This window comes from Streptomyces sp. NPDC056600 (assembly GCF_042792855.1).
In the GTDB taxonomy this organism is placed as follows: domain Bacteria; phylum Actinomycetota; class Actinomycetes; order Streptomycetales; family Streptomycetaceae; genus Streptomyces.
This window is the reverse complement of sequence record NZ_JBHTVQ010000041.1, coordinates 59,826-75,493: the sequence shown is the minus strand read 5'-3', so window position 1 is coordinate 75,493 and position 15,668 is coordinate 59,826. Positions and strand designations below refer to the sequence as shown.

The following is a 15,668-nucleotide window of genomic DNA, read 5'->3' as shown; positions in this document are numbered from 1 at the left end:
CGACCAGGATGCTGCGGGGTGCGCTCACGCCTCCTCGCTCAGCTCGATGGCGGCGGCTGGGCAGACGGCGGCCGCGTGTCGGCGCTTTCCGCAGGCACGGGCTGATGAGCGCCGTGGCCGCCGCCGTGCCCGGCCGCCATGAGTCGCTGGCGCGGGATGAAAGAGGCGACCGCCAGAGCCAGCAGGGCGGCTCCGGCGCCGATCGCCATCACGGTGCGGAACCCGTTCTGCGAGGCCACCTCCGCCGGGCCGAAGCTGACGGTCATCTGGGCCAGCACCACACCGGCGAGCGCGCTGGAGACGGAGGTGCCGATGGCCCGCATCAGGGTGTTGAGGCTGTTCGCTGCTGCGGTCTCGGAGACCGGGACGGCGCCCATCACCAGGGCAGGCATCGCTCCGTACGCGAGGCCCACACCGGCGCCGATGACGCAGGAGACCAGCACGAGCTGCCAGATCTGCGACATCAGGAAGATGTTGAGCACGTAGCCGGCGGCGACGGTGACCGCGCCGAGCATCAGGGTCACCTTCGGGCCCCGGGCCCGGGAGATCCGGGCGGAGAACGGCGCCATCGCCATCATGACCAGGCCCTGCGGGGCGAGTACCAGTCCGGAGACGAGCAGTGACTGGCCGAGACCGTATCCGGTGGCCTCGGGGAGCTGAAGCAGCTGAGGCAGGACCAGCGACATGGCGAACATCGAGAAGCCGAACGACATCGAAGCCAGGTTGGTGAACAGCACCTGCTTGCGGGTCGCGACCCGAAGGTCCACCAGGGCGTGGGAGGTGCGCAGCTGGTAGGCGCCCCAGACGAGCAGGATCACCACGCCGGCGGCGAACAGGCCCAGCGTGGTCCCGCTCGTCCAGCCCCACGTCGCGCCCTTGGAGACGGCGAGCAGGAGGCAGACGAGCGCGGCGGAGAGGCCGAACGCGCCGAGCAGGTCGAAGCGGCCTCCGGTGCGCACCCGGGACTCCGGGACGAGGGTGGCGACGAGCGCGGTGGCGAGGGCGCCGGCGACGGTGGAGACCCAGAAGAGCACGTGCCAGTCGTAGTGGTCGGCGATCAGGGCGGCGGCGGGCAGGCCGAGGGCGCCGCCGACGCCGAGCGAGGCGCTCATGACCGCGGTCGCCGAGGCCAGTTTCTCGGTCGGCAGTTCGTCGCGCATGATGCTGATGCCGAGCGGGATCACACCCGCCGACAGCCCCTGCAGGGCACGGCCGATGATCATCGGTACGAGGGAGTCGGCGAGACCGCACACCACGGATCCGGCGGTCAGCAGCGCCAGGCTGATGAGCAGCATGCGGCGCTTGCCGTACATGTCGCCTAGGCGACCGACGACAGGGGTGGCCACCGCAGAGGCAAGCAGGGTGGCGGTCACCGCCCAGGCCGTGTCGGACGGTGAGGCGTCGAGAAGCTCGGGAAGCTGCGGGACCAACGGGATGACCAGGGTCTGCATCAGTGAGACCACGATTCCCGCGAAGGCCAGCACCGCCACGACGGCGTTCGCCCGCGAGGCGTCGACCTTCCCTGCGTCGGCGGGCGGGGTGAGCGTGTCGGACATGGGGACGGGCCTCCGTCTGGACAAGCGGATGATGGGAGAGCAGACTTTTAATTCAAGCCGTTGATTTAATTTAAGCCCGGCAGGTGCACCCGGTCAAGCCGTGCCCGGATCACAGGAGAGGCCGCCATGCCCGATCCAAGACACGCGGGGCGCCCGACGCCCCTCCTCCGAAGGCCAGGGCCTCACCCCTGCTTCTGGGGCCTCGGTAGGCTGGACACCGCGGCTTCCGCCACTGAAGGTGACGAGCGGGCCACGAGTGGCATAGGAGACTGGGCACTTCCCCAGCAGCACGAAATCTCGGAGTGGTGAGGGCAGTGGCCGGCAGAAGTGTGCGCGAGGAGAAGGTCGAGGCCACGCGGGAGGCCATCCTCACTGCGGCGGAACACCTCTTCGCGGAGCGGGGCGTTTACAACGTCTCGAACCGCCAGATCAGTGACGCCGCAGGTCAGGGCAACACCGCCGCGGTCAACTACCACTTCGGCAACAAGACCGACCTGGTACGGGCCATCGCCCGACGCCATACCGAACAGATCGAGCTGATCCGTGACCGTCTCGTCGCCGAGACCCAGGGTTCCACCGGGCTGCGGGACTGGGTGGCGTGCATGGTCCGCCCCGTCACCGAACACCTCGACGGCCTCGGCAGTCCCACCTGGTACGCCCGGTTCAACGCCCAGGTGACCGCCGACCCCGCTCTCTACGAGGCCATCGCGACCGAACCCGCTGCCTCCCCCTCTCTCCTGACCCTCCTCGACGGCCTCAACGCCTGCCTGCCCGACCTGCCGCCCCAGGTCCGGGCCGCCCGCGGAGTGATGGCCAGGCACCTGATCGTCCAGATGTGCGTCGAGCGGGAGCGCGCCCTCGCCGCCGGCGAGTCCTACCCGCCTGCTGCGTGGACGGACACCGCCGACCTCCTCATCGACGCGCTCACCGGCTTGTGGAGCGCACCAGTGACGTGACGAGACCACCGGGAGGTAGCCGCCGGGCACAACGCGCGACGGTCACAGCGCTACGCAGAGATGTACCCGAGGTCACGTACGGCGAGAGGAGTGCCCGGCCCTTCTCCGGTCGGCCTCCCAGGACGCCAGGATCCGCAGCCTGTCGTGGGTGGGTGAGCCCGCCTCCGCGGTCCACACGACCAGTTGCTGGTCGGGGTCGGTGCTGGCGGTCAGCGTGTCCCACTCCAGCGGCAGTTCGCCGGCGACCGGATGGTTCAGGACCTTCGTCCCGACGCTCAGGGGGGCGACGTGATGCGCGGCCCACCTGTGCGGAAGTCGGGTCCTGCACGAGACAGCTCGCCCACCAGCCCGGTCAGCCGGGGGTCGTCGGGGTACTTGGCCGCCTCCATGCTTCTCCGCCGCCGGTGTCGGCGGCGCCCAGGCCGAAGCCGTCCGCGTTCCCCAGGCCCAGGGCACCCTCGTCATACTCCCCAACGACGTCGACGAGAAGCTCCTGCCCTCCCTCCTCACCCTCGCCGACGTCTACGGCACCGGCTACCACGCCGCGCACCAGGCACGGATCGCCCCGGGCGACTCCGTCACCGTCGTCGGCGTCGGCGCCGTGGGTCTCCTCGCCGTGCTGTCCGCCAAGCAGCTCGGTGCCGAACGGATCATCCTCATGGGCCGTCACCGGACCCGCACCGACCTCGGCCGCCACTTCGGCGCCACCGACGTCGTCCCGGAGCGCGGCGAGGAGGGCGTCGCGAAGGTCCGCGATCTCACCGGCGGCCACGGCACCCGCGCCGTCCTGGAGGCCGTCGGCCACCTGCCCGCCAACGAGATGGCCGTCGGCACCGTCCGTCTCGGCGGCGTCATCAGCCGCGTCGGTGTCCCCCCAATACCAGAAACGCCCCCGTCGGCTTCGGCAGCTCTTCGGCCCCAACATCACCCTCACCGGCAGCCCCGCCCCGTCCGCGCCTACATCGACCGGCTGCTCCTCGCGGTCCTGGACGGCACCGTCGACCCCGGCCTCGTCTTCGACCGCGCCCTCCCCCTCGACCAGGCCCCCGAGGGCTACCGCGCAATGGACCGACGCGACGCACTTGAAGGTGCTGCTCACTCCCTGACCAGCGGCATCATCGAGTCCGATCCACGCCCGGCGGGGAACCACGGTCCCCGCCGGGCCTCTGTAACACCACCTAACAGCGCGCAGCTACGGCGGTCAGATGCGCCACTGCCCACACAGAACCGAGCCGGTCAACGCCAGCTGCACCGGCACGAGGATGCAGCCCCGCCCCTGCCACGGCTGTGGAGAGACGTTCACTCACCGACGAGGAGCGGGGCATCCATTCGCTCCCACGCCCCGAGCACGGCCTTGTGTGCGTCCGGCTGCAGGTGGGCGTAGCGCTGGGTGGTCTGGAAGCTCTCGTGGCCAAGGAGGTGTTGAACCTCATAGAGCGAGACTCCCTTCTGGACCAGCCACGAGGCGCAGGTGTGGCGCATGGAGTGTGGCGGATAGTGCGGGACGAGCTGCTGCTCGCCGTCGCTGTCGAAGTAGTAGGCGTCTTCGACGGTGGGCCACCAGGTCTGCCGGCGCCAGTTTCCGTCGTCGAGGCGTCGGCCGGACCGGCCCTTGGTGATGGTGGTGAAGACGAGCGCGTCACGGTCGAGCCGGTGGATGTGGCGTTCGAGTGTCTCCAGGACGTGGGGCGGGAGGGGGACCTCTCTACGGCTCTTGGAGCTCTTGGGATACTCCTTGATGCCGCTCTTGGTGTTGACCTCCACCACGAACAGGCGCGAGCGGCGCTGGTCGATACGGTGGCGGTGCAGCCCGGAGAGTTCTCCCCAGCGCAGTCCGGTGTAGAAGCCGAGCAGGCACATCGTCCGCCACGCGGCGGGGAGTTCATCCAGGATGCTCTGCGCCTGGTCAAGCGTGAACCACTGCGGCGGCTTGACCGCGATCTGGGGCAGGTCGATGCTGCGGCAGGGGGTGACCGCCAGGATGTCGTCGTCGACGGCCGCGCGCATGATGGAGGACGTCAGGTTGTAGGCCCGCTTGACCGCGGAAGCTCCCGTGCCCCTCTCGACCAGGGTCCGGATCCAGCTCTGGACGTCCATGCGGGTGATGGCTCGCATCTCCCAGTCCGCCCAGTGGGGCATGACGTGATTCTTGATACTGGAGGCGTCACCGCGCAGTGTGTGGGGCTCAACGATGCGTGCGTTCCACCATCGGTCGTGCCACTCGCGGAAGGACATCTCGCCAGCCCGCGGGTCGCGCATGCCCCCACGGGCGAACTGGGTTTCCAGTTCGACGCCCCAGGCGCGGGCCTGCGCCTTGAGGGGAAACGATTCGCTAAACCGGTCACCTGCCCGGTTGCGTACGGTCGCCTGCCACTTACCGGACTGCAACTTGCGGAGGTACGAGGCTCTGCTCCTTGCTCAACGGGGCCGCGATGGCATTGGGTCAGCGGCGGGCTGTGGGCGGTACGACGGCACGGCGGCTGATGAACTCGTCGAGGCCGGCCGCTGGTATCCGTACTCGGGACCGGCCCGATCCGGTACGGAGGTCGACGACAGGCAGGTCGCCGGCGGCTATGAAGCGGTAGACGGTGCGGCGGTCGACGTCCAGAGCGGCGGCAACGGCAGGGATGGACAACAAGCGTGCAGGCATGAAGGTGACCTCAAGGTGAGGGTGGGCTGGGCGCCCGCGAAGTCGGCAGCTCGGGCGTCGGGGCTCCAAGGCGGTCAACGAGCCCTGCCAGGGCAGGGGAACCACGTCATAAAAGGGCTCCGCCAATGGAGGGAGGCTGATGACGTGACGGCTTCGTCGGAGCGCGGACGACCGGCGTAAGACTGATGAGCTGGTGGCGCACGAGCTCTGGCTGTCGGCCAGAACGCGCACGGCAACTACGGCTTGAGCGAGTCCGGAAGAGCCATGACTTCGGCTAGGTGATCCCAGGCGAACTCGACCTTCTCCGTGCGGAAGCAGTGCGGGTAACGCAGCGCCAGCCAACTCGGAGTCACGCCAACCCACTCGGCAACCGTGACGGCTGAGATGCCCATCCTCAGCCACTTCACCATGCAGGAATCACGGAGGATGGAGATGGGCTCTCCCAAGCGCCACGAGTACAACTCGTCCCTTGGCAGAACGGCCTCTTGGGCCTGCTGCCACAACCGCTGACATACAGAAGTCGACAACGGCCCACCCCGCGTACCCGGAAACAGCAGATCGGCGTCACGCAGGCCGGACTCACTGATCCACTCAAGCAGGAACACGGAGACCTGTGACGGGAGGGGAATCTCCCTCCCTTTCCCGTTGTGGCGGGCCGCCAACCTACCCAAGTCACGCTCCATGAACATCACGTCACTCACGCGCAGGGCACGAGCCTCGCTCGGACGCAGAGCATGCTCGGCCACCATACGCATGAAGGGGTACACCGAGCGATGAACACCCACCTGCTCACGCACCCAACCGAGCAGCGCTCGAACCTGCTCCTCAGAGAGCAACCATTCTTCGTCCATGACCTCAACAGACACGGCTCTGACTCCTCAAGGGAAATGACTACCTGCGTCACGCGGGGGATCAGCGCGACAGGCTCAATGGTCGGAGGAAACGCCGGTTTGGCTAACCGGCGATCGTCGGCTATGTTGCGCCCAGCACGGCGCTCACAGCAGTCGGGAAATAGCTGGTCGTAGCCGCGCTTTTGCAGACCGTTCTAGGTTTGCTTGCTTCGCCGCGTCATTCCAGTCCGTTGCGCCCTCTACGTGTCTGCCGTCGGCGAATTCACACGCCCCAGCGCCACGACCCACGCGCTCACCAAGCTGCCCCGGCGAGGAACAGAGCAGGCGCCTTCTAAGCGCCTGCTCTATCACGAGGCGCACCCTGCCGTGACCCTTCGGCTTCGGGGGCTGCCCGGGAACGCATGGAAGCGCGGAAGCGGAACTCAGGAATCAGCCGTCGAATAGATCCGCTTGCTCCCAACGGGCTGGCGCCGACTCGCCTGAGTCGAGCAGATTCCCAAGCTGCGCCGCTTCCTCGTTGGACAGCCCTAGAAACAACCGAAGCGTAGTCCCCAGCAATTCAACGAAGGGTACAAGCGCTCTTGCTCCCGGCGGGCTGGCGATCCTGCTGATGAAATTACACCGCAGGGGAACTCGGGTAGACGTCAGAGCCTGCGCTTCAATTACGCCCTCCTCCCGCCCCAGCGCGGCACTAATGCCGTCCAGTTGCGGGTCATGAGTAACGTCTTCACCCGGCGCGTCATAGCCGATACTGCGGTTTGTCATCAGCATGCGGATGGATGTCAACGGGATAGAAAAAGCGGCGGCGCGTTCCCGGACCTCCGCCAATAGGGGTGCGTCAAATTCTTCGGGAGCGTGAAGATCCTTGCGACTGGAAGCCATGTAGGCGATGAACCCAGGGCCGTGAAGGCCAAGATGCCCATCCTTGATGACCCAGCGCCACGCGTCACCGGTGCTCGGCGAATCCGGTTCCACCACCATGCAGACGTGCGCCTTCCACGTTTGCACCGCGCTGCGCATCAGCCGCTGGAGGTTGGGGGTGTCCGTGATGTCTGTCCGCAGGAGAGTCTTAACGTCCACGAGCGGTCGGATACGTCGCCAGAATCCGGCATCCCTGATCTCCGGAGAGGCCAGCAGCAGGTTGAGCGAGGTCTCGTCGAGAGACGCCAGGTGGGGCACACTGGCCGGGAAATCCGACAAGGAGCGGCCGCTCCCCTGCCACATAGCCGCCATCAATGTGGACATACGGCGCGAGACGTCGGGCACCGTGTGCCTGGAGACCTGTGAGAGGGCCAGGCGAGTGGGTTCCGTTCGGCCTTCGCGCGCTGCCTCGACACCCGTGCCGACCGCGTACAGGAAGCGGTCGACTTGACCCGCTTCCATGATGCCGCGGCCACCCTCGACGATCGCATCGGATGCCAGAGTGGTTGGTGTCCTCGTGGGGGTGCGAGCCGGCAGCGCCCCGAGCCCGGAGGGATCGAGCACAAGGGTGTGACGTTCCTCGGCAACGGCTTCCAGTTGCTGTCGCGCGGGCCCTGCCCCCAGGTGGACAAGGGGCACAACCAGCGGTTGCTGCTCGCGCTCGAGAAGCTGGACATCCGAAGCCAGAAGCCCCGGATCGCCCGAGGCACGAAGGTAGACCCGGCGTTCGGAGCGGTGAGCGCCGGAGCTCCATGTCATCAACAGATCCGGTACGTAGGTGTGGTTGAAGAAGTCCGTCCGCACGATCCGGGCTGTGGGATAGACGTCCAGGAGACGTCGTTGCACCACATCCTTGACACGCTCGACCGCTTGCCGGGGATCGGGGTGGTCGAGCGCGCTGTTGATCTCCGGCGCCATCGGCGTCACCATGCCGACCTCCCCTGGCTGTTGTAGAAGTTGGCCACAACCCCGCGCCAGTCGTCCAACGGAACCAGCTTTTCTTGCTTCTCCGACATCACGACCAGCCAGAGTCGCTCTGACAAGTCCACCAGCAGCTCATCTTTGATCGACTCTGCAGCCATTCCGGGATCCTCGATACCGAAGATGCGCAGCGACTCTGCGAGTACGGCCTCTCGGATCGCCTGAGGGCTGGTGAGCTGGTCCCAGTCGTTGGCGCGGAAGGGCGCCCAACTGATCCACATGTAGTGGTCTCCGAGCATGTATCCCTGGCTCAGCGCCACGTAGCACTTGGCGAGGAAGCTTTTGTAGGCGGGACCTTGGTCGCTCGCGTTCCGCCGCCACTTCACCTCGGCACAGAACATCTGGCCGTCCCAGTCGCCGCCCCGCATGACCCCGCCAAGGTCGTACGAGAAGGGATTCTCGTTCCCGTTCGGCCACCGCAGGGTGAGCTTCCGCGCCCATACACCCTCGAGGTTGGTGTAGGACTGGGACACACGCATGGTGCCTTCGAGCCAGCGCTTGACTCGTTGCACCGCCTCGGCGCCCTTTACGTGCTCTTCTTCACCCGGCACAGCGCAAGAGTATCTTTACGTACCATCTCTGATACAGAGTGCGAGGAACCTGGCGAGCACTCGCGCGTGAGGCGCCAGCCACGCTGCGGCCGCCATGCCCCTCGTCGCCGCTGAGCGACATGGCGCTCCCCCACCTGCGCGCCGCCGCGCTCGAATTTCCGCGTTCTACGGTCCAGCCTGGCGTTTGGGCTCGTACGCACTCCAGCCCTTCAGGTATGGCCGCAGGTCATCCGGCGTCGGTTCACGCGGCGTCGGCATGCCCGGAGGCTGCCGCAGCGGGTCGATGTCCCGTGCGTACCGACGCGCCCACTCCAGCCAACGAACCTGCGATCCCGTGGGCTGTTGGTCACCGTCCGCCTCCAGGACTTCAAGACGCCGCTCCAGAGCATCGCAGTACTCCCCGATGAGGGCAGCCTCACGCCATCGCCGGGCCTCATCACGCAGCACCGCGGCAAGTTGCTCCTGGCGCGCCGATTCCTTCGCCTCCTCCACGGATGCCCGCCAGCGCGTCTCGCGCTCCCGCCGTCTACGTTCATCGTTCGCCCTGCGCTCCGCGTCCTCCACCGCACGCTCTTCGATCTCTGCGAGGATTACGCCCAGAGCCTGCTCAAGCGACCTGTTCTTCCGGTCACGCCAACATCCCGACCGCCTGGTCAGCCCGTGCGCGACCTCCACGACGAGGTCGCGCGGAACGCTCCGGAATTGTGGACTCGGGGAACTCCTGCCTGGCGGTGATGGTGCGGGCGAAGCCGTCAACGACGATGTCCACTCCGCCCTCGCGCCTGTAGAACCGTGAGTGGACTGCTCTCACTTCATAGCCTCGCCGCACCGCCTCAGCCGCGAGCCCCTGAAGCAACAGGAGTGACCTGCAGCGAAAGGGAGACGGCATCACCAAGCGCTGGTCGTCGCCTTTCAGCACCCCCACAACCGGATGAAGATGCCCCAGCCGCGCGGGCACGGGAACCGGACCGTTGGCCGCCGGACGCTGGCTGCGCGCGTTGGGGTGCGGGCCCTCAGCAAGGAAGAACTCCAGGCCGCGCCCGCCGTACGGAACCTTCTCGATACGGCGCCCTTCCGGCTCCATGTCGTGCCGCTTCGCGTAGTTGACGACGCGCCGCCACTCCGCGACCTCGTCGTCACTCGGGTCGGTGAACCGAACCCGTCCTTCGGCCGACAGCCGCTCGACCAACTCCTGGGCCTTCGCTCTCCGCGCTTGAGCGACGGGACGCTCGCTGTAAGGCTACGCTGAATCGCTCGGCACGGCGGCATCGCCACCTTCCTCGAACGACGCAGGTAGCTGGTCAGACGTGGCACACACCGTACGCGCCGACAAGCGAGCCCACCCGACAATCCGAGGCGCGCTACCCCTCGGGCAGGACCGTGGCCGCCCACACAGGTTCCTCAGCCCACGCTTCAGCCCAGGTCACAGCCTCCCGAAACACACCTGACGCACCGTCAGAACGAGCGTCAAATGAGCGTCAAGACACCTTGGCGAGCGTCATTTGAGCGTCACGATTTCGCCCGTAACGCGCATAGCGCACATCCCGCACACCGAGTAAAGCCGCAGGTCAGCGGCCCTTTTCGACAGGCTCCAGGATCGCCACGCACTCCACGTGGTGGGTCATCGGGAACAGGTCGAAGACCCGCAGCGTGCGGACGCGGTAGCCGCCGTCGCGGAAGTACGCGAGGTCGCGGGCGAGGGCGGCCGGGTCGCAGGCGACGTAGGCGACGCGGCGGGCGCCGAGGGAGGCCAGGTGGGCGACGGTCTTGCGGCCGGCGCCGGCGCGGGGCGGGTCGAGGACGATGAGGTCCACCTCGGTGATGCCGGTGCGCGGCAGGACCGCCTCGACCTTGCCCTGCTCGATGCGGACCCGGTCGAAGCCGTCCAGGTTGTGGCGGGCGTCCTCCACCGCGCGCTTGCCGGACTCGATGCCGAGGACCGCGCCCTCGTCGCCGAGGCGGTCGGCGAGCGCGCCGGCGAAGAGGCCGACGCCGCAGTACAGGTCGAGCGCGGTCTCGCCCTTGCGGGGCAGCAGGCCCTGCATCACCGCGGTGACGAGGGTGTCCGCGGCCTTAGGGTGGACCTGCCAGAAGCCGCCGCTGCCGACGCGGTAGGTGCGGCCGTCGGCCCGCTCGCGGACGAAGGGGCGGCCGTGCACCCGGTGCACCCCGCCGTCCTTCTCACCGACCCGCATCACGGAGACGGGGCGGTCCAGCTCGACGATGGGCAGCCGGGCGCCCACCCGCGGGGCGAGGATGACCTGGCGGTCCTGGGAGCCGGTGGCGGCGATGGCCTCCACGCTCTCCATGCCGGACCAGTCGCGCTGCTCGATGCCGAGCTCGCTGACGCCCTCGGCGGCGATCAGGCAGCGGTCGATGATCTGCACCTCGTGCGAGCGGTGCTTGCGCAGGCCGGCCTCCCCGGTGTCCGGGTCGACGGCGTACTGGACGCGGGTGCGCCAGGACGGGACCTGGCCGGCGGGCACCTTGTCGCCCTCGGCAGGCATCACGGTGCCGTCCCAGCCGGCCTCCTCCGGGGTGAGCCCGGCGAGGCGCTGGAGCTGCTCGGCGACGACCTCGCCCTTGAGCCGCCGCTGGGCGCCCGGCTTGGCGTGCTGCCAGTCGCAGCCGCCGCACTTGCCGGGGCCCGCGAACGGGCAGGGCGCCTCGACGCGGTCCTTGGACGCCTCGAGGATCTCCACGGCGTCGGCGCGCAGGAACCGCGCGCCCTCCTCGCCCTCGGTGACGCGGGCGACGACGCGCTCGCCGGGCAGCGTGTGCCGGACGAAGAGGACCTGACCCTCGTCGGTCCGGGCGATGCAGTGCCCACCGTGGGCCACGGGGCCGATCTCGACCTCGTACTCCTCCCCCACCAGCGACTTCTTCTCCTGTGCCTGCATGGCGGGGTGACTCCACAACCTCGGTGACGAATCGGGCGCGCGCACCGGTGGCGCGCGTCCGGACAACAGCCGACCAGTCTACGCGGTCGGCGCGCCCGCCCGTCCGGACCGAAATCGGGCCGGACGGGCAGGCGGAGCGGGCGGACCCTCAGGCCCGGCCCGGGCGCGGGCGGACCCGCCCGCAGCGCGTGGGCGGTCCTTCAGGCCCGGCGCGCCCCGGCGCGGCCGGCCCGCCGGGTCACCCGGGCCCGCCCTGGGACCCGTCCGCCCGGGTCGCGCCCTTGCGGTCGTGCCGCTCGCCGCTGCCGCCATTGCCGCCGCCGCTGCCGCCGTTGCCGCCGTTGCCGCCGTTGCCGCCGTTGCGCGACGAGGCGGCGGGACCGCGCCGCACCGAACCGGGAGCGGTCCAGTTCGCCCGCCGCCGCGCCCGCAGCCGGGCGACCTCGGAGGACTCCAGCTGGTACGGGACCGAGGTGACCATCACACCGGCCTGGAAGAGCAGCCGACCCTTGAGCCGCAGCGCGCTCTGGTTGTGGAGCAGCTGCTCGTACCAGTGGCCGACCACGTATTCGGGGATGTAGACGGACACCACGTCGCGCGGGGACTCCCGGCGCAGGTTCTTGACGTACTCCACCACCGGGCGGGTGACCTCACGGTACGGCGAGTCCAGGACCTTCAGCGGCACGTCGATGCGGCGCCGGTCCCACTCCTCGCGCAGCTCCTTCGTCTCGGCGGGGTCGACGTTGACGGTGAGCGCCTCCAGGGTGTCGGAGCGCATCATCCGGGCGTAGCTCAGCGCCCGCAGGGCCGGCTTGTGGACCTTGGAGACCAGGACCACCGAGTGCACCCGGGAGGGCCGCTGGCTCTCGTCGCCGGGCTGCTCGGGCGCGGCGATCTCCTCGGCGACCCGGTCGTAGTGGCGCCGGATCACCGTCATCGTGCCGTAGAAGATCACCATGCCCAGCAGGGCGACCCAGGCGCCGTGGGTGAACTTGGTGAGCAGCACCACGACGAGCACCAGGCCGGTGAAGGTGGCGCCGAAGGCGTTGATGGCGCGCGAGCGCTGCATCCGGCGGCGGGCCGCCTGGTCGCGCTCGGTGGCCAGGTGGCGGTTCCAGTGCCGGACCATGCCGATCTGGCTGATGGTGAAGGAGACGAACACGCCGACGATGTAGAGCTGGATCAGCCGCGTGGAGTCCGCGTCGTAGACCACCACGAGCAGGGCTGCCGCGCCGGCCAGCAGCACGATGCCGTTGGAGAAGGCGAGGCGGTCGCCGCGGGTGTGCAGCTGGCGGGGCAGGTAGCGGTCCTGGGCCAGGATCGAGCCCAGCACCGGGAAGCCGTTGTAGGCCGTGTTGGCGGCGAGGAAGAGGACCAGCGCGGTGGCCCCGGCGAGGATCAGGAAGGGCAGCGTGTTGTGCCCGAATACCGCCTCGGCGACCTGGGTGATCACCGGGTCCTGGACGTAGCCGGAGCCCACCGGCTGCCCGTTCTCCAGCAGGTCGCGGGCGGGCGACTCGGCCATCTTGACGCCGGTGGCCATGGCGAGGGCGATGATGCCGCAGAACATGGTGACGGCGATCGTGCCCATCAGCAGCAGCGTGGTCGCGGCGTTGCGCGACTTCGGCTTGCGGAACGCGGGCACGCCGTTGGAGATCGCCTCCACGCCGGTCAGCGCGGCGCAGCCGGAGGAGAAGGCCCGCAGCAGCAGGAAGACCAGCGCGAACCCGGCGATCCCCTGGTGCTCGGGGTGGATCTCGAAGTCGGCGGTGGGCGCCTGCATGTCGTCGCCGAGGATCATCCCGCGGAAGGCGCCCCAGATGATCATCACGAAGACGCCGGTGACGAAGACGTAGGTCGGGATGGCGAAGAGCTTGCCCGACTCCTTCACCCCGCGCAGGTTCATCAGGGTGAGCAGCACGATCACGGCGACCGCGCAGGCGACCTTGTGCTCGACCACGAACGGCACGGCCGAGCCGAGGTTCTCGATGCCGGAGGCGATCGACACGGCCACGGTGAGCACGTAGTCCACCAGCAGCGCGCTGGCCACGGTCTTGCCGGCCCGGCGGCCCAGGTTGGTGGTGGCGACCTCGTAGTCGCCGCCGCCGCTGGGGTAGGCGTGCACGTTCTGCCGGTAGGAGGCGACGACCGTGAACATCAGCACCACGACCGCCACGGCGATCCAGGGGCTGAAGTGGTAGGCCGACACGCCCGCGATCGACAGGACCAACAGCACCTCGCCGGGCGCGTAGGCCACGGAGGAGAGCGGGTCGGAGGCGAAGACGGGCAGGGCGACCCTCTTGGGCAGGAGGGTCTCCCCCAGCCGGTCGCTGCGGAGTGCGCGCCCGATGAGGATGCGTTTGGGCACGTCGGTCAGTTTGGACACGACAGTGGATCGTAGGCCCGAGCAGGGGGAGGACCCAGCCAGGGACATCAGGATCGCGTTAAGGGTTTCAAAACATCGCCAAGGCTTTACCCGGCCGGTGCGGGGGGTGGTTTGCTCCGGACGCTGCGTGTGTACCTTGGGCGGCTGTCTGAGACCCTGTTCGTGTCGGCCGGCGACGCCGGTCGGCGCGTACGGCTGGACAGCATCAGTGCGGAACGACAATCGGGACACCGGAAGGACGGTCGTGCACATCGTCATCATGGGCTGCGGACGCGTAGGCGCCGCGCTCGCCCAGACCTTGGAGCAGCAGGGGCACACGGTCGCCGTGATCGACCGCGACCCCACCGCCTTCCGCCGGCTGGGCTCCGGGTTCGGAGGCCGCCGGGTCACCGGCGTGGGCTTCGACCAGGACACCCTGCGTGAGGCCGGCATCGAGGAGGCGGGCGCCTTCGCCGCCGTCTCCAGCGGCGACAACTCCAACATCATCGCCGCCCGGGTGGCCCGCGAGATGTTCGGCATCGAGCACGTCGCGGCCCGCATCTACGACCCGCGGCGGGCGGAGGTCTACCAGCGCCTCGGCATCCCGACGGTGGCCACGGTCCGCTGGACGGCGGACCAGATGCTGCGCCGTCTGCTGCCCTCGGGCGCGGAGCCGCTGTGGCGCGACCCCACCGGCGGCGTCCAGCTGGCCGAGGTGCACACCTCCCCGGCCTGGATCGGCCACCGGATCAGCCGGCTGCAGGACGAGACGGGCGTGCGGGTGGCCTATCTCACCCGGTTCGGCGAGGCGATGATCCCCTCGTCGCAGACCGTTCTCCAGGACGGCGACCTGGTCCACGTCATGATGCGGACCGAGGACGTGGCCGAGATCGAGGCCGCGTTCGCCAAGGGTCCGGAAGAGGAGGCGGGGCACTGATGAGGGTCGCCATTGCCGGAGCCGGCGCCGTCGGCCGCTCGATCGCGGGCGAGCTGCTGGAGAACGGCCACGAGATCCTGCTGATCGACAAGGCGCCGACCGCCATCTCGGTGGAGCGGGTGCCGCGCGCCGAGTGGCTGCTCGCCGACGCCTGCGAGATCACCTCGCTGGACGAGGCGGCGCTCCAGCGCTGCAACGTCGTCATCGCCGCCACCGGCGACGACAAGGTCAACCTGGTGGTCTCGCTGCTGGCGAAGACCGAGTACGGGGTTCCGCGGGTCGTCGCCCGGGTCAACAACCCGAAGAACGAGTGGCTCTTCAACGAGGCGTGGGGCGTGGACGTCGCCGTCTCGACGCCGCGGCTGATGTCCGCGCTGGTGGAGGAGGCGGTGAGCGTCGGCGACCTGGTGCGCCTGCTGCGCTTCAGCCACGGCGACGCCAACCTGGTCGAGCTCACGCTGCCCCCGGAGTCGGCCCTGGCCGGCACCCGGGTGGGGGACGTGGCCTGGCCGCAGGACACCTCGCTGGTCACCATCATCCGCGGCTCGCGGGTGCTGGCGCCCTCCCCCGAGGACTCGCTGGAGGCCGGCGACGAGCTCCTGTTCGTGGCCGCGCAGGATCGCGAGGAGCAGCTGGAGAGCCTGCTGTCGGTGCGCAACAACGTCTGACGACGCCGGCAGCGCCCCGCACGACGGAGCGGCGGGCCCGTGACACCTCGGAAAGGGTGTCGCGGGCCCGCCGCTCTTCGTCGTGCGGGAGGGCGTCCGTAGGCCGGCCGTCAGGCCTCGCGGCGGTGCCGCCCGCCCTGGTCCGGCGCCTCGGCGGCGACGGCGCCCTCGGTGGCCACGGGGCCCCCGGCCGTCTCGGCGCCCGCGGTGCCGGTGGCGGGGTCCTGGGCCGCGGGGGGGGGGGGGGGGGGGGCCCCCCCCCCCCCCCCCCCGCCGGCGGGGGGGGCGGGGGGCGGGGGGGCCGGGGGCCGCGACGCAGCAGGCAGCAGCGC

Annotated in this window: 14 protein-coding genes and 1 pseudogene; 4 read left to right on the top strand and 11 right to left on the bottom strand. The window is 69.3% G+C overall.

Translation table 11 applies throughout. From position 1 onward, the window contains the following. Positions 1-38: 38 nt before the first annotated feature. On the bottom strand, positions 39-1,556 hold the full coding sequence (locus tag ACFRAV_RS20735) for an MFS transporter (RefSeq protein WP_382557665.1): 1,518 nt from the start codon (positions 1,554-1,556) through the stop codon (positions 39-41). 305 nt (positions 1,557-1,861) lie between these two features. Here ACFRAV_RS20735 and ACFRAV_RS20730 point away from each other — a divergent pair, with 305 nt between their 5' ends. Next, entirely contained in the window at positions 1,862-2,512 is a 651-nt protein-coding gene (locus ACFRAV_RS20730) for a TetR/AcrR family transcriptional regulator (RefSeq protein WP_382557664.1), read from the top strand. 72 nt (positions 2,513-2,584) lie between these two features. Here the strand turns inward: ACFRAV_RS20730 and ACFRAV_RS20725 are convergent. Beyond that, positions 2,585-2,901: pseudogene (locus ACFRAV_RS20725) on the bottom strand (transcriptional regulator); the annotation flags it as partial. A 269-nt stretch (positions 2,902-3,170) separates the two neighbouring features. Here ACFRAV_RS20725 and ACFRAV_RS20720 point away from each other — a divergent pair. Beyond that, positions 3,171-3,896, top strand: coding sequence for a zinc-binding dehydrogenase (locus ACFRAV_RS20720; protein ID WP_382557674.1), 726 nt, complete (start codon positions 3,171-3,173; stop codon positions 3,894-3,896). On the opposite strand, the gene ACFRAV_RS20715 is transcribed toward ACFRAV_RS20720, so the two are convergent. From ACFRAV_RS20715 to ACFRAV_RS20675, 9 genes are all read right to left on the bottom strand, one after another. Next, on the bottom strand, positions 3,812-4,747 hold the full coding sequence (locus ACFRAV_RS20715; protein ID WP_382557672.1) for a tyrosine-type recombinase/integrase: 936 nt from the start codon (positions 4,745-4,747) through the stop codon (positions 3,812-3,814). The genes ACFRAV_RS20720 and ACFRAV_RS20715 overlap by 85 nt on opposite strands. Before the next feature lie 208 nt (positions 4,748-4,955). After that, the gene (locus ACFRAV_RS20710) at positions 4,956-5,162 is read right to left on the bottom strand and encodes a helix-turn-helix domain-containing protein (RefSeq protein ID WP_382557662.1); all 207 of its coding nucleotides are present in this window, start codon (positions 5,160-5,162) and stop codon (positions 4,956-4,958) included. A 236-nt stretch (positions 5,163-5,398) separates the two neighbouring features. Continuing rightward, a complete protein-coding gene (locus tag ACFRAV_RS20705; protein WP_382557660.1) occupies positions 5,399-6,028 on the bottom strand; it encodes a tyrosine-type recombinase/integrase in 630 nt (209 codons plus the stop codon). 414 nt (positions 6,029-6,442) lie between these two features. Continuing rightward, positions 6,443-7,864, bottom strand: coding sequence for a hypothetical protein (locus tag ACFRAV_RS20700; protein WP_382557659.1), 1,422 nt, complete (start codon positions 7,862-7,864; stop codon positions 6,443-6,445). Further along, positions 7,858-8,466 carry a hypothetical protein gene (locus ACFRAV_RS20695; RefSeq protein ID WP_382557657.1) on the bottom strand — a complete coding sequence of 203 codons (609 nt, stop codon included), beginning with the start codon at positions 8,464-8,466 and terminating at the stop codon, positions 7,858-7,860. Before ACFRAV_RS20695 ends, ACFRAV_RS20700 begins: the two co-directional genes overlap by 7 nt. A 165-nt stretch (positions 8,467-8,631) precedes the next feature. Further along, a complete protein-coding gene (locus ACFRAV_RS20690) occupies positions 8,632-9,030 on the bottom strand; it encodes a hypothetical protein (protein WP_382557655.1) in 399 nt (132 codons plus the stop codon). A 64-nt stretch (positions 9,031-9,094) separates the two neighbouring features. Then, the gene (locus tag ACFRAV_RS20685) at positions 9,095-9,655 is read right to left on the bottom strand and encodes a hypothetical protein (RefSeq protein WP_382557653.1); all 561 of its coding nucleotides are present in this window, start codon (positions 9,653-9,655) and stop codon (positions 9,095-9,097) included. A gap of 379 nt (positions 9,656-10,034) precedes the next feature. Then, positions 10,035-11,366, bottom strand: coding sequence for a class I SAM-dependent RNA methyltransferase (locus tag ACFRAV_RS20680; RefSeq protein WP_382557651.1), 1,332 nt, complete (start codon positions 11,364-11,366; stop codon positions 10,035-10,037). 238 nt (positions 11,367-11,604) lie between these two features. Beyond that, positions 11,605-13,752: an APC family permease gene (locus tag ACFRAV_RS20675; protein ID WP_382557649.1), complete on the bottom strand. Its 2,148-nt coding sequence runs from the start codon at positions 13,750-13,752 to the stop codon at positions 11,605-11,607. A 244-nt stretch (positions 13,753-13,996) separates the two neighbouring features. On the opposite strand from ACFRAV_RS20675, the gene ACFRAV_RS20670 reads away from it, so the two are divergent. After that, positions 13,997-14,668, top strand: coding sequence for a TrkA family potassium uptake protein (locus tag ACFRAV_RS20670; protein ID WP_351113144.1), 672 nt, complete (start codon positions 13,997-13,999; stop codon positions 14,666-14,668). Continuing rightward, positions 14,668-15,336, top strand: coding sequence for a potassium channel family protein (locus ACFRAV_RS20665; protein WP_382557648.1), 669 nt, complete (start codon positions 14,668-14,670; stop codon positions 15,334-15,336). Before ACFRAV_RS20670 ends, ACFRAV_RS20665 begins: the two co-directional genes overlap by 1 nt. The last annotated feature ends 332 nt before the right edge of the window (positions 15,337-15,668 follow it).

What these genes read in the sequence shown, in the direction of transcription:
- ACFRAV_RS20735 (WP_382557665.1), bottom strand. Translation starts at nt 1,556, where the DNA reads ATGTCCGACACGCTCACCCCGCCCGCCGACGCAGGGAAGGTCGACGCC.
- ACFRAV_RS20720 (WP_382557674.1), top strand. Translation starts at nt 3,171, where the DNA reads ATGGGCCGTCACCGGACCCGCACCGACCTCGGCCGCCACTTCGGCGCC.
- ACFRAV_RS20715 (WP_382557672.1), bottom strand. Translation starts at nt 4,747, where the DNA reads ATGTCCTTCCGCGAGTGGCACGACCGATGGTGGAACGCACGCATCGTT.
- ACFRAV_RS20710 (WP_382557662.1), bottom strand. Translation starts at nt 5,162, where the DNA reads ATGCCTGCACGCTTGTTGTCCATCCCTGCCGTTGCCGCCGCTCTGGAC.
- ACFRAV_RS20700 (WP_382557659.1), bottom strand. Translation starts at nt 7,864, where the DNA reads ATGGTGACGCCGATGGCGCCGGAGATCAACAGCGCGCTCGACCACCCC.
- ACFRAV_RS20680 (WP_382557651.1), bottom strand. Translation starts at nt 11,366, where the DNA reads ATGCAGGCACAGGAGAAGAAGTCGCTGGTGGGGGAGGAGTACGAGGTC.
- ACFRAV_RS20665 (WP_382557648.1), top strand. Translation starts at nt 14,668, where the DNA reads ATGAGGGTCGCCATTGCCGGAGCCGGCGCCGTCGGCCGCTCGATCGCG.